Raw genomic sequence first — 20,057 nt, 5'->3', positions numbered from 1 at the left:
ATGGGAGAGATCAAGAAATTACAGATAGCAGCTTATGGGGATGCCGCCTGCGTTGACAATTTGCTGAGCAAGATCAGCGCCATGATCAACCCGAGCACCTATTCCCTGACCTATAAAGCAGAATACGGATCGCCGGATGAAACGAATGCATCCGAACCTACAATGGTATTTACGGGGATGGGCGACTCAGACCTGAACCTTGACCTGCTCGTAGATGGCACCGGTATCATCCCGATACCCGAAGGCCAGACTGTAGACGGTTATATAGATAAGTTGCGCGATGTGATGTTTTCCTACCAGGGAGACAAGCACAGGCCCAATTTCCTGAAGATCTCCTGGGGCAATTTTGTGTACAGGGGCGTGTGTACCAGCATTACGACCAACTACAAACTGTTCAATCCGGACGGTAGTGCTTTAAGGGCAGAAGTGAAACTGGTCGTTGCAAAATCGCTTGACTTTAAAACGAAGAAACAAAAGGAGAAGAAGAACTCGCCGGATATGACGCATATCCGTACTGTGAAGGCCGGAGATACATTGCCCATGATGGCTTACCGTATCTATGGCGATCCGTCCTACTATATGGAAGTGGCGAGGATCAACGGTCTGAGTAGTGTACATGCTATCAGGCCGGGAGATGAACTTTATTTTCCACCATTAAAGAAAGCATAATGCCAGCTCAGAGCCCTACCAATATATCAGATCCTACCCTCCGGTTCACCGTAACGGTGGAAGGCAATGCCGTGCAGGAGAAATACGGGATAGTGTCCATTAATATTTCGCATGAGATCAATAAGATCTCTTATGCGGAGATCGTATTTGTAGAAGGTACCGGCGATATCGGGGAAGGCGGAGACGGAGGGGAGTTCCCCTCCAGCGAAAGCACGGACCTGGTTCCCGGTAACACGATCTCGATCACTGCCGGTTATGGAGAAGAGACGGAGCAATCTGTATTCAAGGGTGTCATCATTAAACAGGCATTGCGCATCAGTAGTGCGAAATTATTCCAGGTGGTGGTGACCTGCAAACATGAAGCCGTGAAGATGACGCTGAACCAGAAGGAAGCGGAGTTCTCCACGTCTACCGACAGCGATGTGATACAGAAGATCGTGGGTACCTATGGCCTTTCTGCAACGGTAACCAGTACCAGCGCCCAGAACGAAGTGTTGTTCCAGAAGTCGGCCACTGACTGGGATTTTATCCTGGCCAGGGCGGCTTATAATGGTTTCATCACTATACTGGACGACGATATGATCACCATCGCCAAGCCTGCGTTTACTGGTGATGCCGTACTGGCGGTGGGTTATGGTGACGGGATGATCTCTTTCGATGCAGAGCTGAATGCGGAGAAGCAGCCGCCTTCCCTGGAAGCAGCTGCCTGGGACCCGCAAACGCTGGCGTTGATCACATCCAGTGCAACAGAGCCGACGCTCAACACACATGGTAATCTTACGGCCCAGTCATTTTCCGGTAAGCTGTCGCAGACAGACCTGAAGCTGATCTCCACCGCGCCGATGGCACAGGCCGACCTGAAGTCATGGGCAGACAGCACCTTGCTGCGCCTGCGCATGAATGCCATGAAAGGGACCGTTTCCTTCATTGGCAGCGCACTTGCCAAGCCGGGGAAAATGCTGGAACTGTCAGGCGTTGGACAACGTTTCAATGGTACCGCTTTTATGGTAGCCGTACGGCATGTCATGGAGGATGGCCTGTGGACCACCACCGTTCGTTTCGGTGCGCCGGACAAGCCTATTTTTGAAAAGGAGCAGTTCTCCTATACACCTGCCAATGGCCTGATGCCTGCCATACATGGCTTGCAGCTGGCGAAGGTGGTGAAGATCTCTGAAGATCCTGCATCGCAGTACCGCATCCAGGTGAAACCGGCATCCAATGCTGCAGACCAGAAAGGGATCTGGGCAAGGCTGGCCAGTTATTATGCAACATCATCCGCCGGATCTGTCTTTTGTCCGGAGGTTGGCGATGAAGTAGTCGTAGGATTCCTGGAAAGCGATCCGCGTTACCCTGTTGTACTGGGGTCTTTATTCAGCAAGAGTAATGTGCCGCCGCTCACGCAGGCCGACGAGAAGAACAATGTGAAAGCATTGTATACCCGCAGCAAGCTGCAGCTGAACTTTGATGACGATAAGAAGATCATCAAGATCACGACGCCCGGCAACAATACAATTACGTTGAGTGACGATGGGAAATCCATCGAGATAAAAGATCAGAACAACAACAGCGTAAAGCTGGATAGCAGCGGCATCACACTGGATACGCCGAAAGATCTCACACTGAAGGCCACCGGCAATATCAACCTGCAGGCTACCGGTAAAGTATCGATGCAGGCTACGCAGGATATGGAACTGAAAGGCATGAACATCAACCAGACGGCCCAGATGGGCTTCACGGCCAAGGGAACTGCCACGGCGGAAGTATCAGCTTCCGGCCAGACAGTGATCAAGGGCGCTATGGTCATGATCAACTAAAACACAAATGAAATGGGAACACCCGCAGCAAGACTAACTGATATGCATACCTGTCCGATGCAGACGCCGGGAATACCACCTATACCACATGTAGGCGGCCCTGTTACGGGACCCGGTGTACCAACAGTGCTGATCGGCAAGATGCCGGCAGCAGTGATGGGCGATATGTGTGTATGCGTAGGGCCGCCGGATTCGATCATAAAAGGCTCTGCTACCGTAATGATAGGCGGAAAGCCCGCAGCCCGTATGGGCGACAGCACTGCCCATGGAGGCAGTATTGTGCTGGGCTGCCCGACGGTATTAATAGGCGGTTAAAAACAATATAAATGGCAAGCAATTCTTTTCTGGGTACCGGATGGTCATTCCCTCCGGCATTTGACAAAGCAGGCGGCAGTGCGGTGATGAGCCACGCTGTCGGGGATATAGAGGAGAGCATCCGCATCATACTGGGTACAGTACCCGGGGAAAGAATGATGCAACCCACTTTCGGCTGCAATCTCCACAGGATGGTATTTGAAAAAGTGGACAGTGAAATGATCACAGAGATCAGCGATCTTATTGAACATGCGCTGCTGGACTTCGAGCCGAGGGTGAATTTCGAAAGCCTCGACCTCCTGTTGCGTGATGATGCACATGGTATCCTTCATTTACAAATACACTATACTATTATTACTACCAACACCAGGCATAACATGGTCTACCCCTTCTATTTCCTGGAAGGCACCAATATCGTGTCTCCCAACCTTTTGCCTTAGCGTGTACGTGCTATGAATAAATTATTCGATTATATGAGGGATGGCGTCAGTCAGACGGAGCGAAAACTGGAAGCGCTGTTGCCATCCTATGTGAAGATTGATGAACGCAGCAAGGAAGACCTGTTACTGTTTTTATCGAACCTGTCTTCGCAGTTCAACTATTTTAACTTTCAGCATGAGATTGAGGGCGACTGGAAAGAATTTATCCAGGCGGATGTCCTCGTCATGATCATTGCCATTTCACGCCTTGACTTCACCTCCTGGCAGCAAAGGCAACAGGAGATCGCACAGGTACTCGACGCGGCAGATAATGATGCACAGTTACAACAACCATTAACAGACCTTTTTAACCTCATTTACGGTATTGCCATACAACTGGCCAGTCATTTGCAACAGCTGAAGAAGGCCGACCTGCAGGGCCTTACCTGGATCTATACCGATCAGCTGCAGGACAGCCTGGAAGAAGACATTCTTCATACCCTGCAGTTTGAAAGAGAGACAGCAGGGCTTTTCAGGAAAGTGCGTTATTTCCGTTCGGCCGCTATTACCAAAGAGCTGCAGGTACTCTTTCCAAGGCTCATCAGCAGGCAGAATGAAGCGGGGCCGGTCTATCTCGGCTACCAGTCGCTCAACGAGATCTATAATAATCTCCGTTCAAAATATTACCAGGTCACGACTGCCGCCCAGGCATACCTGAGAAGGCGGCCCGATACCATGGAGCATCATCCGCATATAGGATTGCTGATGGCCTTCACACAGCTGTATAGTCATTTACAGGACAAGATCAATGGCCTCACAGGCCAGCACCTGTCATATTATTACCGGAACGTGCTGGGGATACAGCAAAGACCTGCAGTACCTGACAAGGTGCATATTTTCGTGGACACGATGCCGCAAAGTGCACCTCCTGCTGTAAGACAGGGTACGCCTATGCTTGTGGAACCTGGTAAAGGCGCGCGACCGGTGACCTACCGGCTGGAGCATGACCTGAACGCCAGCCAGACGCGGTTGCGTGCATTGCTTTCTGTATATGTGAACAGCTACAAACAGATCTCGGCCAACAATCCGCAGCAGTCAGACATTATAGAGCAACAGGTGTATACCGCAGTGCATAAAGTAACTGCACCGGCCGACCATTTGCCGGGCGCATTACCGGTGGCGCCATGGGCCCTGATGGGCGAGGCGCAGCAGGACCTGCCCCTGGACCAGCGGACAATGAAGGAGACAGATATGGGGCTGATCATTGCATCGCCATTGTTCTACCTGACGGAAGGCCGTCGTACCATAGATATTTCCTTATACTGTGAGACCGCTTCCTTTGAAAAGCTGCTGGCTTATGTCAACAACTTCGCCTCGGTAACAGGCAAAAATGAAGCGCTGGTGATGAACGAGCTGCTGGCGTCAGCGCTCATCATTTCATATACGACAGCAGAAGGCTGGTATAGGGTGGCGAAACACAGTATACGTTGTGCGCCGCCGGAATGCGGGCCTAACTGCATCGTGATCAGTATCACCTACGATGCCAATGCTCCTGCGGCTGCGCTGTATAACCCTGTTGTACACCAGGGAGAATACCAGACCACCCTGCCATTGATAAAGCTGCTGTTGAATAACAACAGCTTTCATCATCCTTACTCATACCTGCCCTTGTTACGGCTCGAAAGAGTAGCCATCCGCGCCAACGTGAAGGGTTACAGATCCGTAAGGTTGTTCAATAATGCGGGGCCGCTCAGTCCCGCGAACCCTTTTCAGCTCTTCGGCGCCCAGCCGGCGGTGGGCTCTTTCCTGGATATCAAGGACAGCAACATTTTCAACACCTACACAAAAGCATTCCGCCTCAAAATAGAATGGCTGGAACTGCCGCATATGGATAATGGTTTCAATGCCTACTACGACGCCTATGATGCGGGCATGCTCAATGACTCCTTCAAAGCAGGTATCAGTACCTATGAGGATGGACAGTTTCAGCCGGAGAGGAACAAGCAGCAGTTAATGAACCTGTTCGAGACCTATCGCGATGATGAAGGCCGCCTGCTGCTTTCCGACACCGTGACACTGAAAGATATCGATCTGAAAAAGATCCGTTTTCATAACAAGCCACTGCTGGACAAGGAACCATTTGTAACAGATGGTTTTTATACAGACGGGGCCATACGCCTGGAACTGACCGCTCCGCAGGAGGCATTTGGCCATAAGCTGTACCTGCGCCTGTTCCCGGAAGTGGCAACACACAATGCAGGCAGATGGAATAAAAAAAGACCTATCCCTAACATCCCCTATACGCCACTCGTGAAGTCGATCATGGTGGATTATATACTGGAGCAGGCCGAGATCATGAAACCCGAGAAGGCCAACGATATGGAACAGGCATTGCAATTGTTCCATTTATATCCTTATGGTCACAGGCAGGCATATCCGTCTCCCTTTAAGGAGGATTTCGCATTACTGCCATCGTTTGACGATAAGGCCAGCCTGTACCTGGGCTTTGATCAGATGTCACCGCAGGAAGATATTTCCCTGCTGTTCCAGATGGATGAGAAGTTTTACAAGTATACCACTGTAACAAAGTCGCCCAAGCTGCACTGGAGCTATCTCTATAATGACCGCTGGGTACCATTCAACAGTGATCAGATACAGACAGATACGACCCAGTTGTTTATCTGCAGTGGCATCATCAGTATGCGGACGCCGTCGATGGATTGCTATGGCAATACAAGGCTGGATAAACAGTTGCAATGGATACGGCTGTCTGCTACAGAAGAGATGCAGATAACACCGATGGTGAAAGGTATATTTGTCAACGCCGCCCTTGCCGTACGCGACCAGGCGGATACCGCTGCCGGTACTGCACTGGCGCCTTTGTCCATCAAGTCCTTTCAGCAGGAATGGCGGGGCATTCAGCGTGTATGGCAGTTGTTTCCTTCCTTTGGCGGCCGACCGGCAGAAACATCGGAAGAATACTACCTGCGCGTCAGTGAACGCCTGCGGCATAAGAAGCGCCCTACCTCCAGTATCGACCTTATACAACTGGTGCTGGATGCATTCCCTGAAGTGCTCATCGTGAAATGTGTAAAAGGGATCACCTCTTCAGATGTACAGCTGGTGATCGTGCCTAAACCTCCGGAAGGCGGCATGTACGACAGCGAAGAGCCGCTGATGGATATCGCGACCATGTATCGCATCCATCAGTTTGTGGCGGCCCTGCTGCCGCCTTATGTAAAGGTGACCATGCATCATCCTGAATATGAGCGGCTGAAGATCATTTGTGATGTGGGTTTTGTAAAAGGCACCAGCAGCATCGACAGGAATTATTACCTGATAAAATTGCAGGAAGATATCCGTCATTATATGACGCCATGGTTATACGACAGCCAGACAGACGTTAAGATGGGGGGTATATTGTATATGGCAGACATCCTGAATTTTATCAAGAAACTACCTTATATCGCTTATGTGACGGGGTTTTCCATCGTGCACTTCTTCGCCGAAAGAGATGCAGAAGGTAATCCTATACATTGTATGCTGGATACGGCGGTGAGCAATACCGACTATGTCAGGGCATCCAGATCTGAAGCAATACTGATCCCGGCATTACATCACTCCATCAGGGTGCTGGACGACTGGGAATACCGTGATCCTGAACCGATCGGCATCAGTGATGTCATCACCGGCGAAGAGATGATCATCGGGCAGCATGAAAGGACCACATACAGGGAGGAAGATGATTCCCATTATGCGGAAGGAGAAATTATCTCACTCACCATACAACCCAAATGACGGACTATGGCTACGAAAAACAACACGAAGATCTATGGCAGAGAGGAGCTGAAGGAGCATTTCCGGAATGGAAAGCTGCCTACGGAGCATCACTTTGCCCATCTGATAGACTCCACTATCAACAAGCAGGAGGACGGTTTCTCGAAAGATGAGGAGAATGGTATGCTGGTAGCAGCCCTGGGCGCCTCCAAAAGATTTGTTTCCTTCTACCGAACGAATGATGACCTGAAGCCCTTTTTCCTGATGGAAAAAGACGAAAGGGAAAACCCCGGTTTCCGGATGGGACCTGATACTGATGCCAGCGAAGAAATGCCCACAGATGAGAAGAGCTTCTATTTCCATCTGAATGGCAATATGGGGGTCGGTAAAAAATGTAATCCCTGCTATAAGATGGATGTGGCCGGCTTTATAGCAATGGAAGGGCGTGTGGGTACCTACATGATGGGCAAGGTACCTGCAGATGGCAGGTGGCATTCCATCATCAGCGGACTGGATAACTGTCATGCGTATGAAATCATGGCGAGGACTGGTAAACGGGAATCAGGTCGTTTTGCCATTATCCATGCCATAGCGGTGGCCGCATTTGGTAAGTCGCGCGGCAGCATACGCCGTACCACCGCGCATTATGGTTTCTTCTGGAACCGGTTGCGTTTAAGATGGAAGGGCAGCACACATAACTATGACCTGCAATTGCGAACCAACAGTAATTACGGACCAAAAGTAGACATCTACTACCGCATCATGCGTTTATGGGATGATACTACATTCATGCCGGAGGACTATTATCATTAAGCATCGTTTATGGCAAAGATCCCTTTACAGATCAGCCGGGAGAAGGACCGTGACACCTCGCTGGAGTATTCCAGGCTGCGGGCGGAAGCACTGACGCTTGTGCAGGAGCTGTCTGGTCATGTCTGGACGGATTATAATCTGCACGACCCCGGCGTTACCATGCTGGAGCAGTTGTGCTTTGCGCTGACAGATCTGGCCTATAAAACGGATTTTCCGGTCAATGAACTGCTGGCCGACAGGAACGGGCGTATCAATGCGACAGATAATGCCTTTTTCAGTAAAGCAGATATACTTAGTTCGGGACCGGTAACAGTAGAGGATTACCGCAAGCTGATACTGGACCAGCTGGAAGAAGTAGAGAATATCTGGATAGAGCCCGTTCTATCAAAATACACTCCCGGAGCGTCCAAAGGTACTTACCGGGTATTTATACAGCCGAATGATAAACTGACGCGGGACATCGAGGTGCGCCAATCTGAGACAGACACGCTGGTGGCGGCAGTGAGGAACTGTCTGATGCGCTACAGGAGTGTGGGAGAGAACTTTGAAGAGATCTCGGTACTGAAAGCGCAGCATATTTCCATTAAGGCAACGATCATGGTCGATCCCCGTTATCCTGTGCGGGAAACACTGGCTTATATCTGCAATGCGATCGAGCAGGTGGTACATCCGGCTGTGCGTTTCCTTTCAGAAGCGGAACTGCTGGAGGCAGGACATGCCGTAGAAGATATTTACCTGGGCCCGCAGCTCACGAGGGGCTTTGTGCCCGACAGCGATCTGCTGGAAAGAAAGCAGCAGATCGATCCTTCGGAGATGGTGAAAGCGGTATCGTCGGTGACCGGCGTCCTGCAGGTGAAATACCTGCATGTGTCGGCAGATGGCGTGAATTTTAGCAGTCGCCCGGTAGTAGTACAACCGGGTTATTACCCCTACGTGGACATTGCCGACAGTCGCAATGATATCGGTATTTACAGCGATCAGTTTGAGCAGCATTCCCGCGATGCGGTATTCTGGAACGTATACCAGAAGATCAGGGAAGTGAAGAAACGTCACTATACAGGACAGGAAAAAGGGATAGCGGACCATTCGCTGGAAGCTACCTTTCGTGATGCTCAACAGTATTATTCCCTGCAACATTTTTTTCCGGCCATCTATGGCATCGGGAATGACCAATTGTCCCGTTACGAAACGCCACAGCGCAAGGCGCAGGCCAAACAGCTCAAGGCCTATCTCTTGTTCTTTGAGCAGATACTGGCCAATTACCTGGCACAACTGGGCAACCTGTCGGCCGTCTTTTCGCCGGATATCAATAAGGTTGCTCCTAATACCTACTTTACACAACCGCTCTACGATGTGCCACATGTAAAACACCTGCTGAAGGCCTTTACCTCCGGCAAACAAAGCTGGGAAGCGTTTACGGCAGATGCAGACAATGAATATGTAAGATCCCTGCAGCGCATGACGGAACAGGATGAACTGTATCAGCAAAGGAAGGTGCGCATCTTCGATCACCTGCTGGCGCGCTTTAACCTGGTGGTGCCAAGGTACCCGGTAAGCCTGTACGAAATGACCTATCAGCCACCGGATGAGAAGAACAGGATCAACTGTGAGCTGCGCTGGAAAGCAGGCATCCTGCAAAAGCTGCCGGCATTGCTGTCGGAGCGTGTACAGGCATTCAATTATATGCAGTACACCGAGGGCGCTGGCCTGTTTTCCGGATGCCACCAGTGGCTGTATAAGTTGCTGCATATAGAACGTAACCTGATGGAGCCTTTGACGGCGGTATTCAACAGGGATCATGTAGACATGAAGGTAGGTGGATGGCAACCGGTACCACAGTCGAAGCATATACATGTCAATGGTGAAACCATCTGGTACAGCGATGATATTGCCGACAGCGAGATCGGCTCTGAAAAATACTACTTCGGACATCAGCCGGTTTCCCTGCTGAAACATGGCGTAGATACAGCAAACTACCGGATCGTGGAAGATCCTTCAAATAATCATTTCCTCGTTTTATATAAAGCGCCCGGCCAGAACACCTGGCATGCGGTTGCCAAGCATTTCAGCAAGCAGGCAGCCACGCAGGCGCAGGTCCGTATGATCAGGCACCTGCAGGAGATCAGCAGGGAGTCAGAAGGTTTTTACATTGTAGAACATACGCTGTTGAGGCCCTTGCTGAAGACCGCCGCCTATGGGTACCGATTGCTGGGGCGCGGTGGTAAACTGCTGATGGAGCAACGTACTTACCAGACATTCGACGACAGGGACAATACGGTGAATCTGCTGATTGACACAGACTGGTCGGCATTGACGCCGGCAGACATGTATCAGCAATTGTTGAAGTATTGCCTGGTGTATACAGGGCAGTCCACCCTCGAAGCTGATATGATGGAAATAGCGGTCAGTCTCCGGCAGATCGCCGCGGGATCTGTTGCAGACTATCCCAGGATGGAATATTATGTCGATTCGGGGAACGGGCATGCCATGCCTGACAGCTTCTATCGGCCGGCTATCTGTATTGTGCTGCCTTCCTGGCCGGCCAGGTTCCAGTATGCAGAGTTCAGGAAGTTTACGGAAGACCTTATCCGCGAACAGACGCCTGTCTATTATAAGGTCAATTTCCATTGGCTGAGCATTGCAGATATGCGTCAGTTCGAAAGCATGTATTATCCCTGGCTGAAGGCGCTACCGGACTTTTACACCAATGGCATTGTGCCTCCACAGCGTTCGAAGCTGCTGGAATTCCTCAATAAAAACAGGCGGCCGTAAATGGGAAAGGGCGAACATATTATCCGCAAGTGGACATTTGATGTGCAGTATACTGATAAGGATAATGCCAGGTATTTACATGATAAATTCAGCAGCCTGTTCAACCTTCATTTGTCGGCCGCAGCAGAGGCGGTCATAGACCGGGTATTGTCGCCCGCAGAAAGCGTCTGGATCTCTCAGCTGGAGATAGACCTGGGCACCTTGCCCTATGTCAATTTTGAACAGGATATCATCCGCCTCTTGCCGGAGGCGCTGGAAAAGGCTTTAAGAGAGCGTATCGCCAAGGCAGATCAGCATCACGATGCGGAAGAAGGACTGCACTTTCATACGGAGGCAGACCGTTATTATGCACTTGTGGGGCATTACCTGCGCAGCGGCAGTCTGCCCTGGTGGGCGCTGCCTGAAGAAGGAGGAGCGCTGGATACGATGTTGCTGGCATTGATCGCAGACAATCCCGGGCGTTTTGCCGCGTTCATTACCAACATTGCGCAGCAGGACTATATTCTCAGAAGGATTGCCTGGCATTTCTCCCGGAACGTGGTGCAGCGTATCATCACCTCACTGGAGGAAGCGCAGGCTACTTTCATCCTGGGATATATTACAGGGGTCATTACCCTGCACAACCGGCAGCCGCTGATACAGAATGCCCAGAGCGAATTTGAGCGGGCGGTGTGGCTGTTTGTGCTGACCTATCTTGTTACCGACAACAGTGGTCAGTTCAACAGGAAGCAGTTCATCCGCCGTAACCTGGAAAGGCTGGCGCGGCACTTCAACGTCGATTACTTTCACCTGCTTTATATTTTCCGTAAGGCGATTGACGCCTACAAGCAATACATCCCTTCCGATTCTTTCGTCACCTTTATACAGGTATTGTATGAAGAGAATGAGGCAGCAGGGCTGCATTCGCAGGGCGGTCAGGCGCTGGTAGTGATGCCTCACAATGCTTACGAGCAGGTGGTAGCGCCCCGTTTATTACCATTGCCCGGGGGGATGCATAGCGACCTGCCATTGCCGCTGCTGTGGATCAACTATGATACGATCGTGAGCAAGGAAGACCGGGAAGAGGTCTGGGAGCAGGCGGTGGTATTGTTCCGCGCATTCATCAGCGGACAACCTTTGCCGGTCTGGTTCAGCAGGTTACAGGCCGGACGCCAGGATGTGCTGCTGAAGCAGGCGGTCATCCTGCTGTTCAGGAAACGTCCGCTTTTGCTGGCATCGATGTGGGAACAACCGGTATACCGGCTGCAGGCAAGGCTGGAAGTACACCGCTTATTTGACAGGCCGGTTACACCACTGGAAGAGAACATCCGCAAACAATTACAGGCCTATGCCGAGCAGGATACTATACAGTTCCTGCAACAGGCATTGCCGCATACCTTTATACAACACCGGAACAGTTTCAGGGAAATATGGTTACAATACCAGCAGCGTTCCCACACAGAGAGGCTGGCATTTTACAGGAATATCCTGGCGCCTGTTGCCGTGCTGCAGCAGGTAGCGCTGCATACCACGGAAGATGATTTCTGGCACATGATGCGTGATGCATTGCCACTGTTGTGGGGCAATCATACCATTACTGCTTTGAAGGAGTGGCAGGGCCTGATGGAAAGCCTGCTGACGGACAACCTGGAGCGGGAGCGCATCCGGTTACTGTTCCGCAGGTTCAACCTGTTATGGCTCTCAGGAAAGGTACAGGTCAACAACAGTGATGACTATATCAATCACCTGGCAAGGTTCATTGGTAGCTATGATGAAACCACCATGCATAAATTGATGAAGGCAATTGTCAGCGTTGATGTGGGGGCAGTATCTTCCTTTACACAGATACGTACATCCGTGCCGGTGTTGCAACAGGCTACGGCAGCCGTATTAAAAACAAGCGCAACGCAGGCAGCAGTAGCAGAGGAACAGCAAACCCTGGTACCTGCACGGCGGAAAGAAGAAATAACAACAGCTGATATGCAGGAAGAAAGACCATACGAAAGCCTGTTTGGCAGAAAGCAGCCCATCGCAGGAACGGCGGAGCAGGCTGTGACCATACAGAATGCGGGCCTGGTATTGCTGCATCCATTCTTTCATACCTATTTCTCCCGCCTGGAGTTGTTGTCGGGAGGGAAATTTGTCAGTGAGATGGCGCGGCAGAAAGCTGTCAGGCTTTTACAGTTACTGGTAGACGATGGCAAGGAGCAGCAGGAGCATGCATTGCTATTGAATAAAACGCTGTGCAATATGCCCTGGGAGGAGCCATTGTTGCCCGACATTGAAATAACAGATACGGAGAAAGCGCTGGCCCGCTCACTGATCGGCGCTGCCATCCAGCAATGGCCGAAGATGCACAACAGTTCGGTAGATAGCTTCAGGGCCTCTTTCCTGCAAAGGGAAGGCCGGCTCTGGCAGACAGAAGAAGCCTGGTTCCTGCATGTGCAGCAGCGCAGTTACGATATTATTTTACAGACATTACCCTGGAGTTATGGCATGATGCGATTTGCCTGGCTCCCTAAAATGTTATATACAGAATGGACAATCACCTGATTGCAGCGAATGCGAGGGCGCTATATGAGGATCTGCAATGGTTCAGCGAGATACTGCAATTGAGAATGAAACAGTATTTCGAGCAGGCGCATACCTATGTGGCAGATGAGCCGCCACCGCCAGCGGGTGTGAAGGGGGCGGTATATTCCCAGATCGTCAGTCACTATAATATGAGTGTACAGGAAAGACTGGTGCTGTTGCTGGCTTTATGTCCGCACATCCAGCCGCAGCTGCTGGACGTCTTCTTTGTAAAGAACAGTACTTACGACAGGGGTTTCACTGAATTTGGCGGCATTAAAGGTAACCAGCATGGCGGCTTTCTTCCAACAGGAGAGACAGCGGCCTTCCTGCTGGCGGCCAACGACCTGCAACAGCGTTTTCAGTTACTGCAGTTATTCAGTCCGGGGCATTTCTTTGCCAAACACAATATGCTGAAACTGGTGTCGGCGCATGTAGACGAGCCTTCTCTGAGCGGCGGCCTGCAGATCTCTTCGGAGTACCTGAGCTTTTTTACGCAGGGTACGGCCTATCAACCGCATTACAGCACACAGTTCCCTGCAAAACAGATCCGGACAGACCTGGACTGGAAAGACCTTGTGCTGGATCAGCATATCATGGCAGAAGTAGAGGAGATCCGCACCTGGATAGAACATGGCCCTACGCTAATGAAGGAGTGGCAGATGGAGAGCAGGATCAAACCGGGTTACAGGGCATTGTTCTATGGTCCGCCGGGAACGGGTAAATCGTTCACCGCCTGTTTGCTGGGGAAGACGTTCCAGCTGGATGTATACCGTATCGATCTGTCGATGGTGGTGTCCAAATATATTGGCGAAACCGAAAAGAACCTGGCAGGTGTGTTTGATCAGGCCGCGAACAAGAACTGGATCCTCTTCTTCGATGAAGCAGACGCCTTGTTTGGCAAACGTAGTGCAACCAACTCTTCGCACGACCGTTACGCCAACCAGGAAGTGGCTTACCTCCTGCAAAGAATTGAAGATTTTCCCGGACTGGTCGTGCTTGCTACCAATCTGAAAGCAAATATAGATGAAGCCTTCGGAAGGAGGTTCCAGTCGATGATCTATTTCCCCGTTCCCGGACCAGCGCAGCGGAAACGCCTCTGGCAGCAATCGTTCCCTGCACAGGTTGCGCTGGATGCTGATGTGAACCTGGAGGATATTGCCAAGAAATACGAGTTAGCCGGCGGCGCCATTATTAATGTGGTGCAGTATAGTTGCCTGGCAGCGCTCAGGAAAAATAGTAAGGTTATTTTACTAAAAGATATATTGACGGGGATACGCAAGGAGTTCAATAAAGAGGGGAAGACGCTGAATTTTTAGAATGAACCCGTTATGTTGTCCCCGGGTTGAAACCCGGGGCTACAAACACGCGGCACCTGACGGAGCCGATTGAAGCGAATGAACCCGTTGTGTTGTCCCCGGGTTGAAACCCGGGGCTACAAACACGCGGCACCTGACGGAGCCGATTGGAGCGAATGAACCCGTTGTGTTGTCCCCGGGTTGAAACCCGGGGCTACAAACACGCGGCACCTGACGGAGCTGATTGAAGCGAATGAGCCCGTTGTGTTGTCCGAATGAACACGTTATGTTGCCCCGGTAGCGCCCGGGGCCATAAGAGCCTGGTTGCGCTATGACGCCTGATTGTGGCGAATGAACACATTTTGCGGCCCGTGGTATTGCCGCTGTGTTAGAACTTCTACAAGTGTGTAATGGCATGCATTCGCTAATGGCAGAGGCACGCCTTTTGCAAAGGTGTTAGGCATGAGAACGATAACTATATTGTTGCTGGTAGTGGCTGGGTTGCTTGTATTTTCCTACAGCTGTAACAGCAAAGTTGTGAAAGAGCAACAGGAGACCATTTCCATTACCCCAAGAAATACGCAGATCACGCCTGCAAACGCCTACAATGATCTTTTTCTTGACACCAGTGATGTTGCTGGTTTCATCGCGAAGCAAAAGCTGAATGATACGCTTGCCAACCGTTTGCGTAGCTTTTACAATGCACGCAATTATGAGTTTGCGTGGTTTGATAGTCATGGGTTGAATGAACAGGCCTATGGCTTCCGCAGTCTCTATGATTACAGCGTAGATACAAGCGAGAATAATAAGTCGCTCGAATACCGCCTGAACGCCATGATGACGGGCGACAGCGATTCTGCAGCTTCTCCGCGTGATGCTAATATCGTGAAGACGGAGTTGCAGCTCACCCTGCGGCTCATTAACTATTACCTGAATGTTGGTCCTGATAAAACAGTGGAAGGGCTGGAAAGTGCGGTGCCAGCGAAGAAGGATGAGATCATGAAGAAGGCCGCGGCGATGTTGGATGATAAAAAGAAAGACGGCTTAAACACTAATTATAGTGCCCTGGTAAAGGCCCTGCAGCAGTATACAGATATCGCGAAAAAAGGTGGATGGGATACCGTTACAGTAGAGAAGAAAAAACGGTATAAAAAGGGGGACAGTACCGCCCTTATTGCCTGGGTGAAAAGGCGTTTGCAGACGACGGGTGAATATCCTGAAAAAGATACAACAATCGTGTTCAATGACGGACTGGAGAATGCAGTGAAACTGTTTGAGGCCACACATGGACATACGCCCAGGGGGATTATTACAGATACCCTCTTACGTGAGATGAATATTCCGGCTATTAAACTGGTAGAGCGGATGCTGATCAACCTGGAGCGGATGCGCTGGGCGCCACCTACACCGGAAGGCCGGCTGATACTGGTGAACATCCCGGAGTTCGCTTTACATGTATGGAATGGTAAGAACAAGGAGTTTGATATGCCCGTGGTAGTAGGGAAGGAGGGAAAGAGTACGACCATGTTCTCGGGCGACCTGAACCAGATCGTGTTCAGCCCTTACTGGAACCTGCCGAACAGTATTGTGCGGGAGGAAGTATTGCCCGCAATGTCGCGTAATGGCAATTATCTCAGTGAAAAGCACATGGAGGTGACAGGAGAACGGAACGGACTACCCGTAATCCGGCAATTGCCTGGAGAAGATAATCCCCTCGGGAAGGTGAAGTTCCTGTTCCCCAACAGCTTCAACATTTATTTTCATGACACCAATCAGAAGTATTTATTCCAGAAAGATCAGCGGGCTTTCAGTCACGGCTGTATCCGCCTGGGAGATCCTGTCAGGCTGGCCAACTACCTGTTAGCAGACAATGATACCTGGACGCCGGAAAGAATTGATAGTGCAATGAACAGTGGGAAGGAAAAATATGTTAAGATAAAGGACCCGGTACCAGTGCTGATCACTTATTATACTGCCTGGGTCGATGAAGGAGGAAGAACGCAGTTCAGAGAGGATATCTACGACCATGACGCCTATACAGCCGCTAAACTCTTTACGGATCCGAAATAACCGTCAACCTGATCAACATAACAATATATCATTCATCCCATCCCCCTGGCCCTTTTCGGTACACGCATTATCACCATGCAGAGGCCGGTAATGTTATTGCAGCGTGTAAACATAGGCGCTGTCATGTGAGTATCTGAAGAGGGGCCAGGGAGGATGAAAGGATGAAGTGGATCTGATATTGGAAAATGGATGTCAGATTCGCCTTTTATGCGACGGTAGTGTCTTTATCCGCCGCTAATATCTTTGAATTAGCCATATACGATTTGTCGGGACTATACAGGAACAGACAGCTGCCATTTTTAATCACTTCGATGATCTGCCGGTGTATTTTTTCAGGAATAGCCGGGCAACCCAGGCTACGTCCGATATATCCCTGCAGTTTAGCGATCTGCTCGCTGACATATGCTGCGCTGTGCATCACGATGCCCCTGCTCATAGCGTTGTCGTTAATACCCTGCTCTTCACCCTGTAAACGCAGGGAATATCCATGCTGCCCTTTATAAGTATCTCCGGTTACATAAAATCCCAGGCTGCTTTTGAAGCTTTCGGGTGCGTTGGAGAAAGAGGTGGCCACGGCAGTACCTGAATTACGTCCATGAGACACGAAGGTGTTAAACAGTACAGTTTCGTTCTTCAGGTCAATCACGAATAAACGCTTTTTGTTGGACGGCTGACTAAAGTCGGCGATGGTCAGCAGGTCGGGATTTTTCAACTTACCTTCTTTTTCCAGTTTTTCCAAACCGGACAGGGCATAGTTGAATGCCTCTTTCGAAAGTCCAAGGGAATCCAGCTTCAACAATGCAAACAAGGCATCTTTGTTGCTAAATCTCTTTTCGGCAAGCGGGATAGTTTTGGTTTTGCTTCCCTCAGTCGGAGCAATGGTAAAGAGGATTCCGGCAAAGAGACCGGCGGCAAGGGTGTACTTAATGAGTTTTTTAACAGGTTTCTTCATCAACGGAAATGGATTGGATTTTTAAAAATAAACCGGGCTTATGTGAGTCCGGCGATGCTTCTGTAAAATGACTAATGCAAAATTAACGCAGGAAATGCTAAAGAAATGTGAAAGCGGGTAATTTAAGCTCTGCTGTTGGGATGTGTTTTACGATGTTATGACATTGAATAGCGGGGTGAACCATCGGTTTGATATACGGGGAATAGTGGGAAAACGTTTTTCAAGATGCCGCTTTTTGCCGTCTTAATACCGCTTTAATACCGCTAATCTTACGTTAAAGCTACGTTCGGGGACGTAAGATTAACGTAAGATTAGCGGTATTAAAGCGGTATCAAGACGGTATTTTTCAGGTCCCTGTCTTAGTACAGAAAAACTTTACAGTTCTTGTGCGGAACTTCAGGATTTGACTTTACAGGTGTTATCGTAAATTCATTATTTGCTTTACAGATGCGCAAATTTAAGCTTTACACTGCTATTTTGCTGTTTTGCCGGGACTTGGTATGACAAACTACAGGGAAATTTAATAGTAATTCATATACACCACCGATAACAGTATATTACGAAACAGGCTCGTCCATAAATAAAGCCTTTTAAGCGCCGAAACAGAAAATACTGATAAGAGAAAAGCCTGCCAGGAAATTCGTCTCCTAACAGGCTTAAAATGATATTTAACGACAGTTTAGATAGCGGGTTCCTGCTGACTCAGGCAGTGAAAGCTGCCAAGGCCCCAGATGATCTCAGTAGAGTCAATACCTACGACTTCACGATCTTTAAAGCATTCCGCAATGATCTGCAACGCCTTATCGTCGTTCTTAGAGTTGAATACCGGAACGATCACGTGCTTATTACTGATGTAAAAATTAGCATATGAGGCGGGCAGGCGCTGGTCGTCATATACTACAGCATCCGGCATCGGCAGTTCCACCACGTTCAGCTGTTTGCCATTCAGCAGGCGCATCTGCTGTAACTGACGGAGGTTGCCCTGCAGCAGTTCGTAGTTTTCGTCCTGCTTATTGCTTTCCACGACGGTGAGGACGGTGTCTTCGTTCACAAAACGGACCGTATCGTCGATATGACCGTCGGTATCGTCTCCGACGATGCCTTCATCCACCCATAATACCTGGTCAACGCCATAGAACTCCTGCAGGAAATATTCGATGTCTTCCTGTTTCAGGTGTGGATTACGGTTTTCATTCAACAGGCAGCAGCAGGAGGTCAGGACCGTGCCTTTGCCGTTGAATTCCACAGAACCACCTTCCATGATAATACCCGGATTGTATACCGGCAGCTTGAAATGTTCGGCGATACGGGTCGGGATCACATCGTCCTTGTCGAACGGAGGGTATTTGCCGCCCCAGGCATTATAGTTCCAGTCTACGATGGCTTTTTTCTGCGCAGCCGGGTTGATAAGGAAGGCAGGGCCATGGTCGCGGCACCAGGCGTCATTGGTAGGATGGAAGAAGAATTCCACCTTATCCATATTGACACCGGCATTGCGCAGGTGACCTGTGGCGAAAGCCTTCATGGCTTCATCATTCACGTTGATACGGACCAGTTCACTTTCTGCCAGGTATTTTACAAACTGGCTGTAGTAGGGATAGATCGTATGGATCTTTCCGGGCCAGCTGGCTTCTTTATGTGGCCAGCTCAGCCAGGTAGCGATATGCGAATGGAATTCGGCCGGGAAAAAGTATCCCAGCTCTTTCGGCGTTGGTAGTCCGTTCATTATGCTTCGTCGATAAATCTTTTGGTGATAGGAGCGTAGGAGTCAATTCTTCTGTCGCGCATAAACGGCCAATGCGTACGGTACCTGTCGGTCGTATTCAGGTCCAGTTCCTGTACGTACACTTCTTCCTGATCGTGAGAGGCCTGGTAAATGATAGTACCGAAAGGATTGGAGATAAAGGAGCCGCCCCAGAATTTCATGCGGCCTTCCTGTTCGAAGCCCACACGGTTCACGCTTACGACATGTATGCCGTTGGCAACGGCATGACTACGCTGAATGGTCTGCCATGCATTGTACTGCTCTGTGTTGGTTGCTTCATCCTGGGAGGTTGCCCAGCCGATAGCGGTCGGATAGAACAGTATTTCTGCGCCCATAAGAGCAGTGATCCTGGCGGCTTCCGGATACCACTGGTCCCAGCAGATGAGTACACCGAGGGTGGCGAATTTTGTCTTGAAGACTTTATATCCCAGGTCGCCCGGGGTGAAATAAAATTTCTCGTAATAAGCCGGATCGTCCGGGATATGCATTTTACGGTATTTACCCAGGTAGGTTCCGTCTGCATCCAGTACAGCTGTAGTGTTGTGGTAGATACCCTGTGCCCGTTTTTCGAACAGGGAGGCGATGATCACCACGCCCAGTTCTGCGGCTACCTTCTGGAGGGAATCGGTAGAAGGACCGGGAATAGGTTCTGCCAGGGAGAAATTATCGTAATCCTCCACATCACAGAAATAAAGGGAAGTAAACAATTCCTGCAGACAAACGATCTGCGCACCTTTAGCGGCGGCGTCACGGATACCTTTGCTAGCCTTGGCAAGGTTTTCAGCCTTGTCTTTGCTGCAGGACATTTGCACAAAACCTACTTTAACTTTTGACATTACCTGA

At 50.1% G+C, this 20,057-nt stretch carries 13 protein-coding genes; 10 read left to right on the top strand and 3 right to left on the bottom strand.

The genetic code is table 11. The features are described from left to right. The 10 genes from MYF79_RS18740 (at position 1) to MYF79_RS18695 (ending at position 16,497) form a co-directional block, all read left to right on the top strand. The gene (locus MYF79_RS18740; RefSeq protein WP_247809176.1) at positions 1-669 is read left to right on the top strand and encodes a CIS tube protein; all 669 of its coding nucleotides are present in this window, start codon (positions 1-3) and stop codon (positions 667-669) included. Beyond that, the gene (vgrG, locus tag MYF79_RS18735; protein ID WP_247809175.1) at positions 669-2,483 is read left to right on the top strand and encodes a type VI secretion system tip protein VgrG; all 1,815 of its coding nucleotides are present in this window, start codon (positions 669-671) and stop codon (positions 2,481-2,483) included. The genes MYF79_RS18740 and vgrG overlap by 1 nt, the downstream gene beginning before the upstream one ends. 12 nt (positions 2,484-2,495) lie before the next feature. After that, entirely contained in the window at positions 2,496-2,798 is a 303-nt protein-coding gene (locus MYF79_RS18730; RefSeq protein WP_247809174.1) for a PAAR domain-containing protein, read from the top strand. An 11-nt stretch (positions 2,799-2,809) separates the two neighbouring features. Continuing rightward, the gene (locus tag MYF79_RS18725; RefSeq protein WP_247809173.1) at positions 2,810-3,238 is read left to right on the top strand and encodes a GPW/gp25 family protein; all 429 of its coding nucleotides are present in this window, start codon (positions 2,810-2,812) and stop codon (positions 3,236-3,238) included. Positions 3,239-3,250: 12 nt separating this feature from the next. Then, positions 3,251-7,015 (top strand): hypothetical protein, encoded by a 3,765-nt coding sequence (locus tag MYF79_RS18720; RefSeq protein ID WP_247809172.1) that lies wholly within the window; start codon positions 3,251-3,253, stop codon positions 7,013-7,015. A 6-nt stretch (positions 7,016-7,021) separates the two neighbouring features. Beyond that, positions 7,022-7,807, top strand: coding sequence for a hypothetical protein (locus MYF79_RS18715; RefSeq protein WP_247809171.1), 786 nt, complete (start codon positions 7,022-7,024; stop codon positions 7,805-7,807). Positions 7,808-7,816: 9 nt separating this feature from the next. Then, positions 7,817-10,579, top strand: coding sequence for a hypothetical protein (locus MYF79_RS18710; RefSeq protein ID WP_247809170.1), 2,763 nt, complete (start codon positions 7,817-7,819; stop codon positions 10,577-10,579). Next, positions 10,580-13,111, top strand: a complete 2,532-nt coding sequence (locus tag MYF79_RS18705) for a contractile injection system tape measure protein (protein WP_247809169.1) — start codon at positions 10,580-10,582, stop codon at positions 13,109-13,111. After that, positions 13,096-14,448, top strand: coding sequence for an ATP-binding protein (locus MYF79_RS18700; protein ID WP_247809168.1), 1,353 nt, complete (start codon positions 13,096-13,098; stop codon positions 14,446-14,448). The genes MYF79_RS18705 and MYF79_RS18700 overlap by 16 nt, the downstream gene beginning before the upstream one ends. Before the next feature lie 441 nt (positions 14,449-14,889). Continuing rightward, the gene (locus MYF79_RS18695) at positions 14,890-16,497 is read left to right on the top strand and encodes a murein L,D-transpeptidase (protein WP_247809167.1); all 1,608 of its coding nucleotides are present in this window, start codon (positions 14,890-14,892) and stop codon (positions 16,495-16,497) included. 205 nt (positions 16,498-16,702) lie between these two features. Here MYF79_RS18695 and MYF79_RS18690 read toward each other — a convergent pair whose 3' ends face one another. The 3 genes from MYF79_RS18690 to MYF79_RS18680 form a co-directional block, all read right to left on the bottom strand. After that, positions 16,703-17,449: a murein L,D-transpeptidase catalytic domain family protein gene (locus tag MYF79_RS18690; RefSeq protein WP_247809166.1), complete on the bottom strand. Its 747-nt coding sequence runs from the start codon at positions 17,447-17,449 to the stop codon at positions 16,703-16,705. 679 nt (positions 17,450-18,128) lie between these two features. Then, positions 18,129-19,175, bottom strand: coding sequence for an agmatine/peptidylarginine deiminase (locus tag MYF79_RS18685; protein WP_247809165.1), 1,047 nt, complete (start codon positions 19,173-19,175; stop codon positions 18,129-18,131). Then, a complete protein-coding gene (locus tag MYF79_RS18680; protein WP_247809164.1) occupies positions 19,175-20,050 on the bottom strand; it encodes a carbon-nitrogen hydrolase in 876 nt (291 codons plus the stop codon). Before MYF79_RS18680 ends, MYF79_RS18685 begins: the two co-directional genes overlap by 1 nt. Between the last annotated feature and the right edge of the window lie 7 nt (positions 20,051-20,057).

Source organism: Chitinophaga filiformis (assembly GCF_023100805.1).
In the GTDB taxonomy this organism is placed as follows: Bacteria; Bacteroidota; Bacteroidia; order Chitinophagales; family Chitinophagaceae; genus Chitinophaga; species Chitinophaga filiformis_B.
Note: the sequence above shows the minus strand (reverse complement) of the source record. Positions and strands in the feature narration are given on the sequence as shown.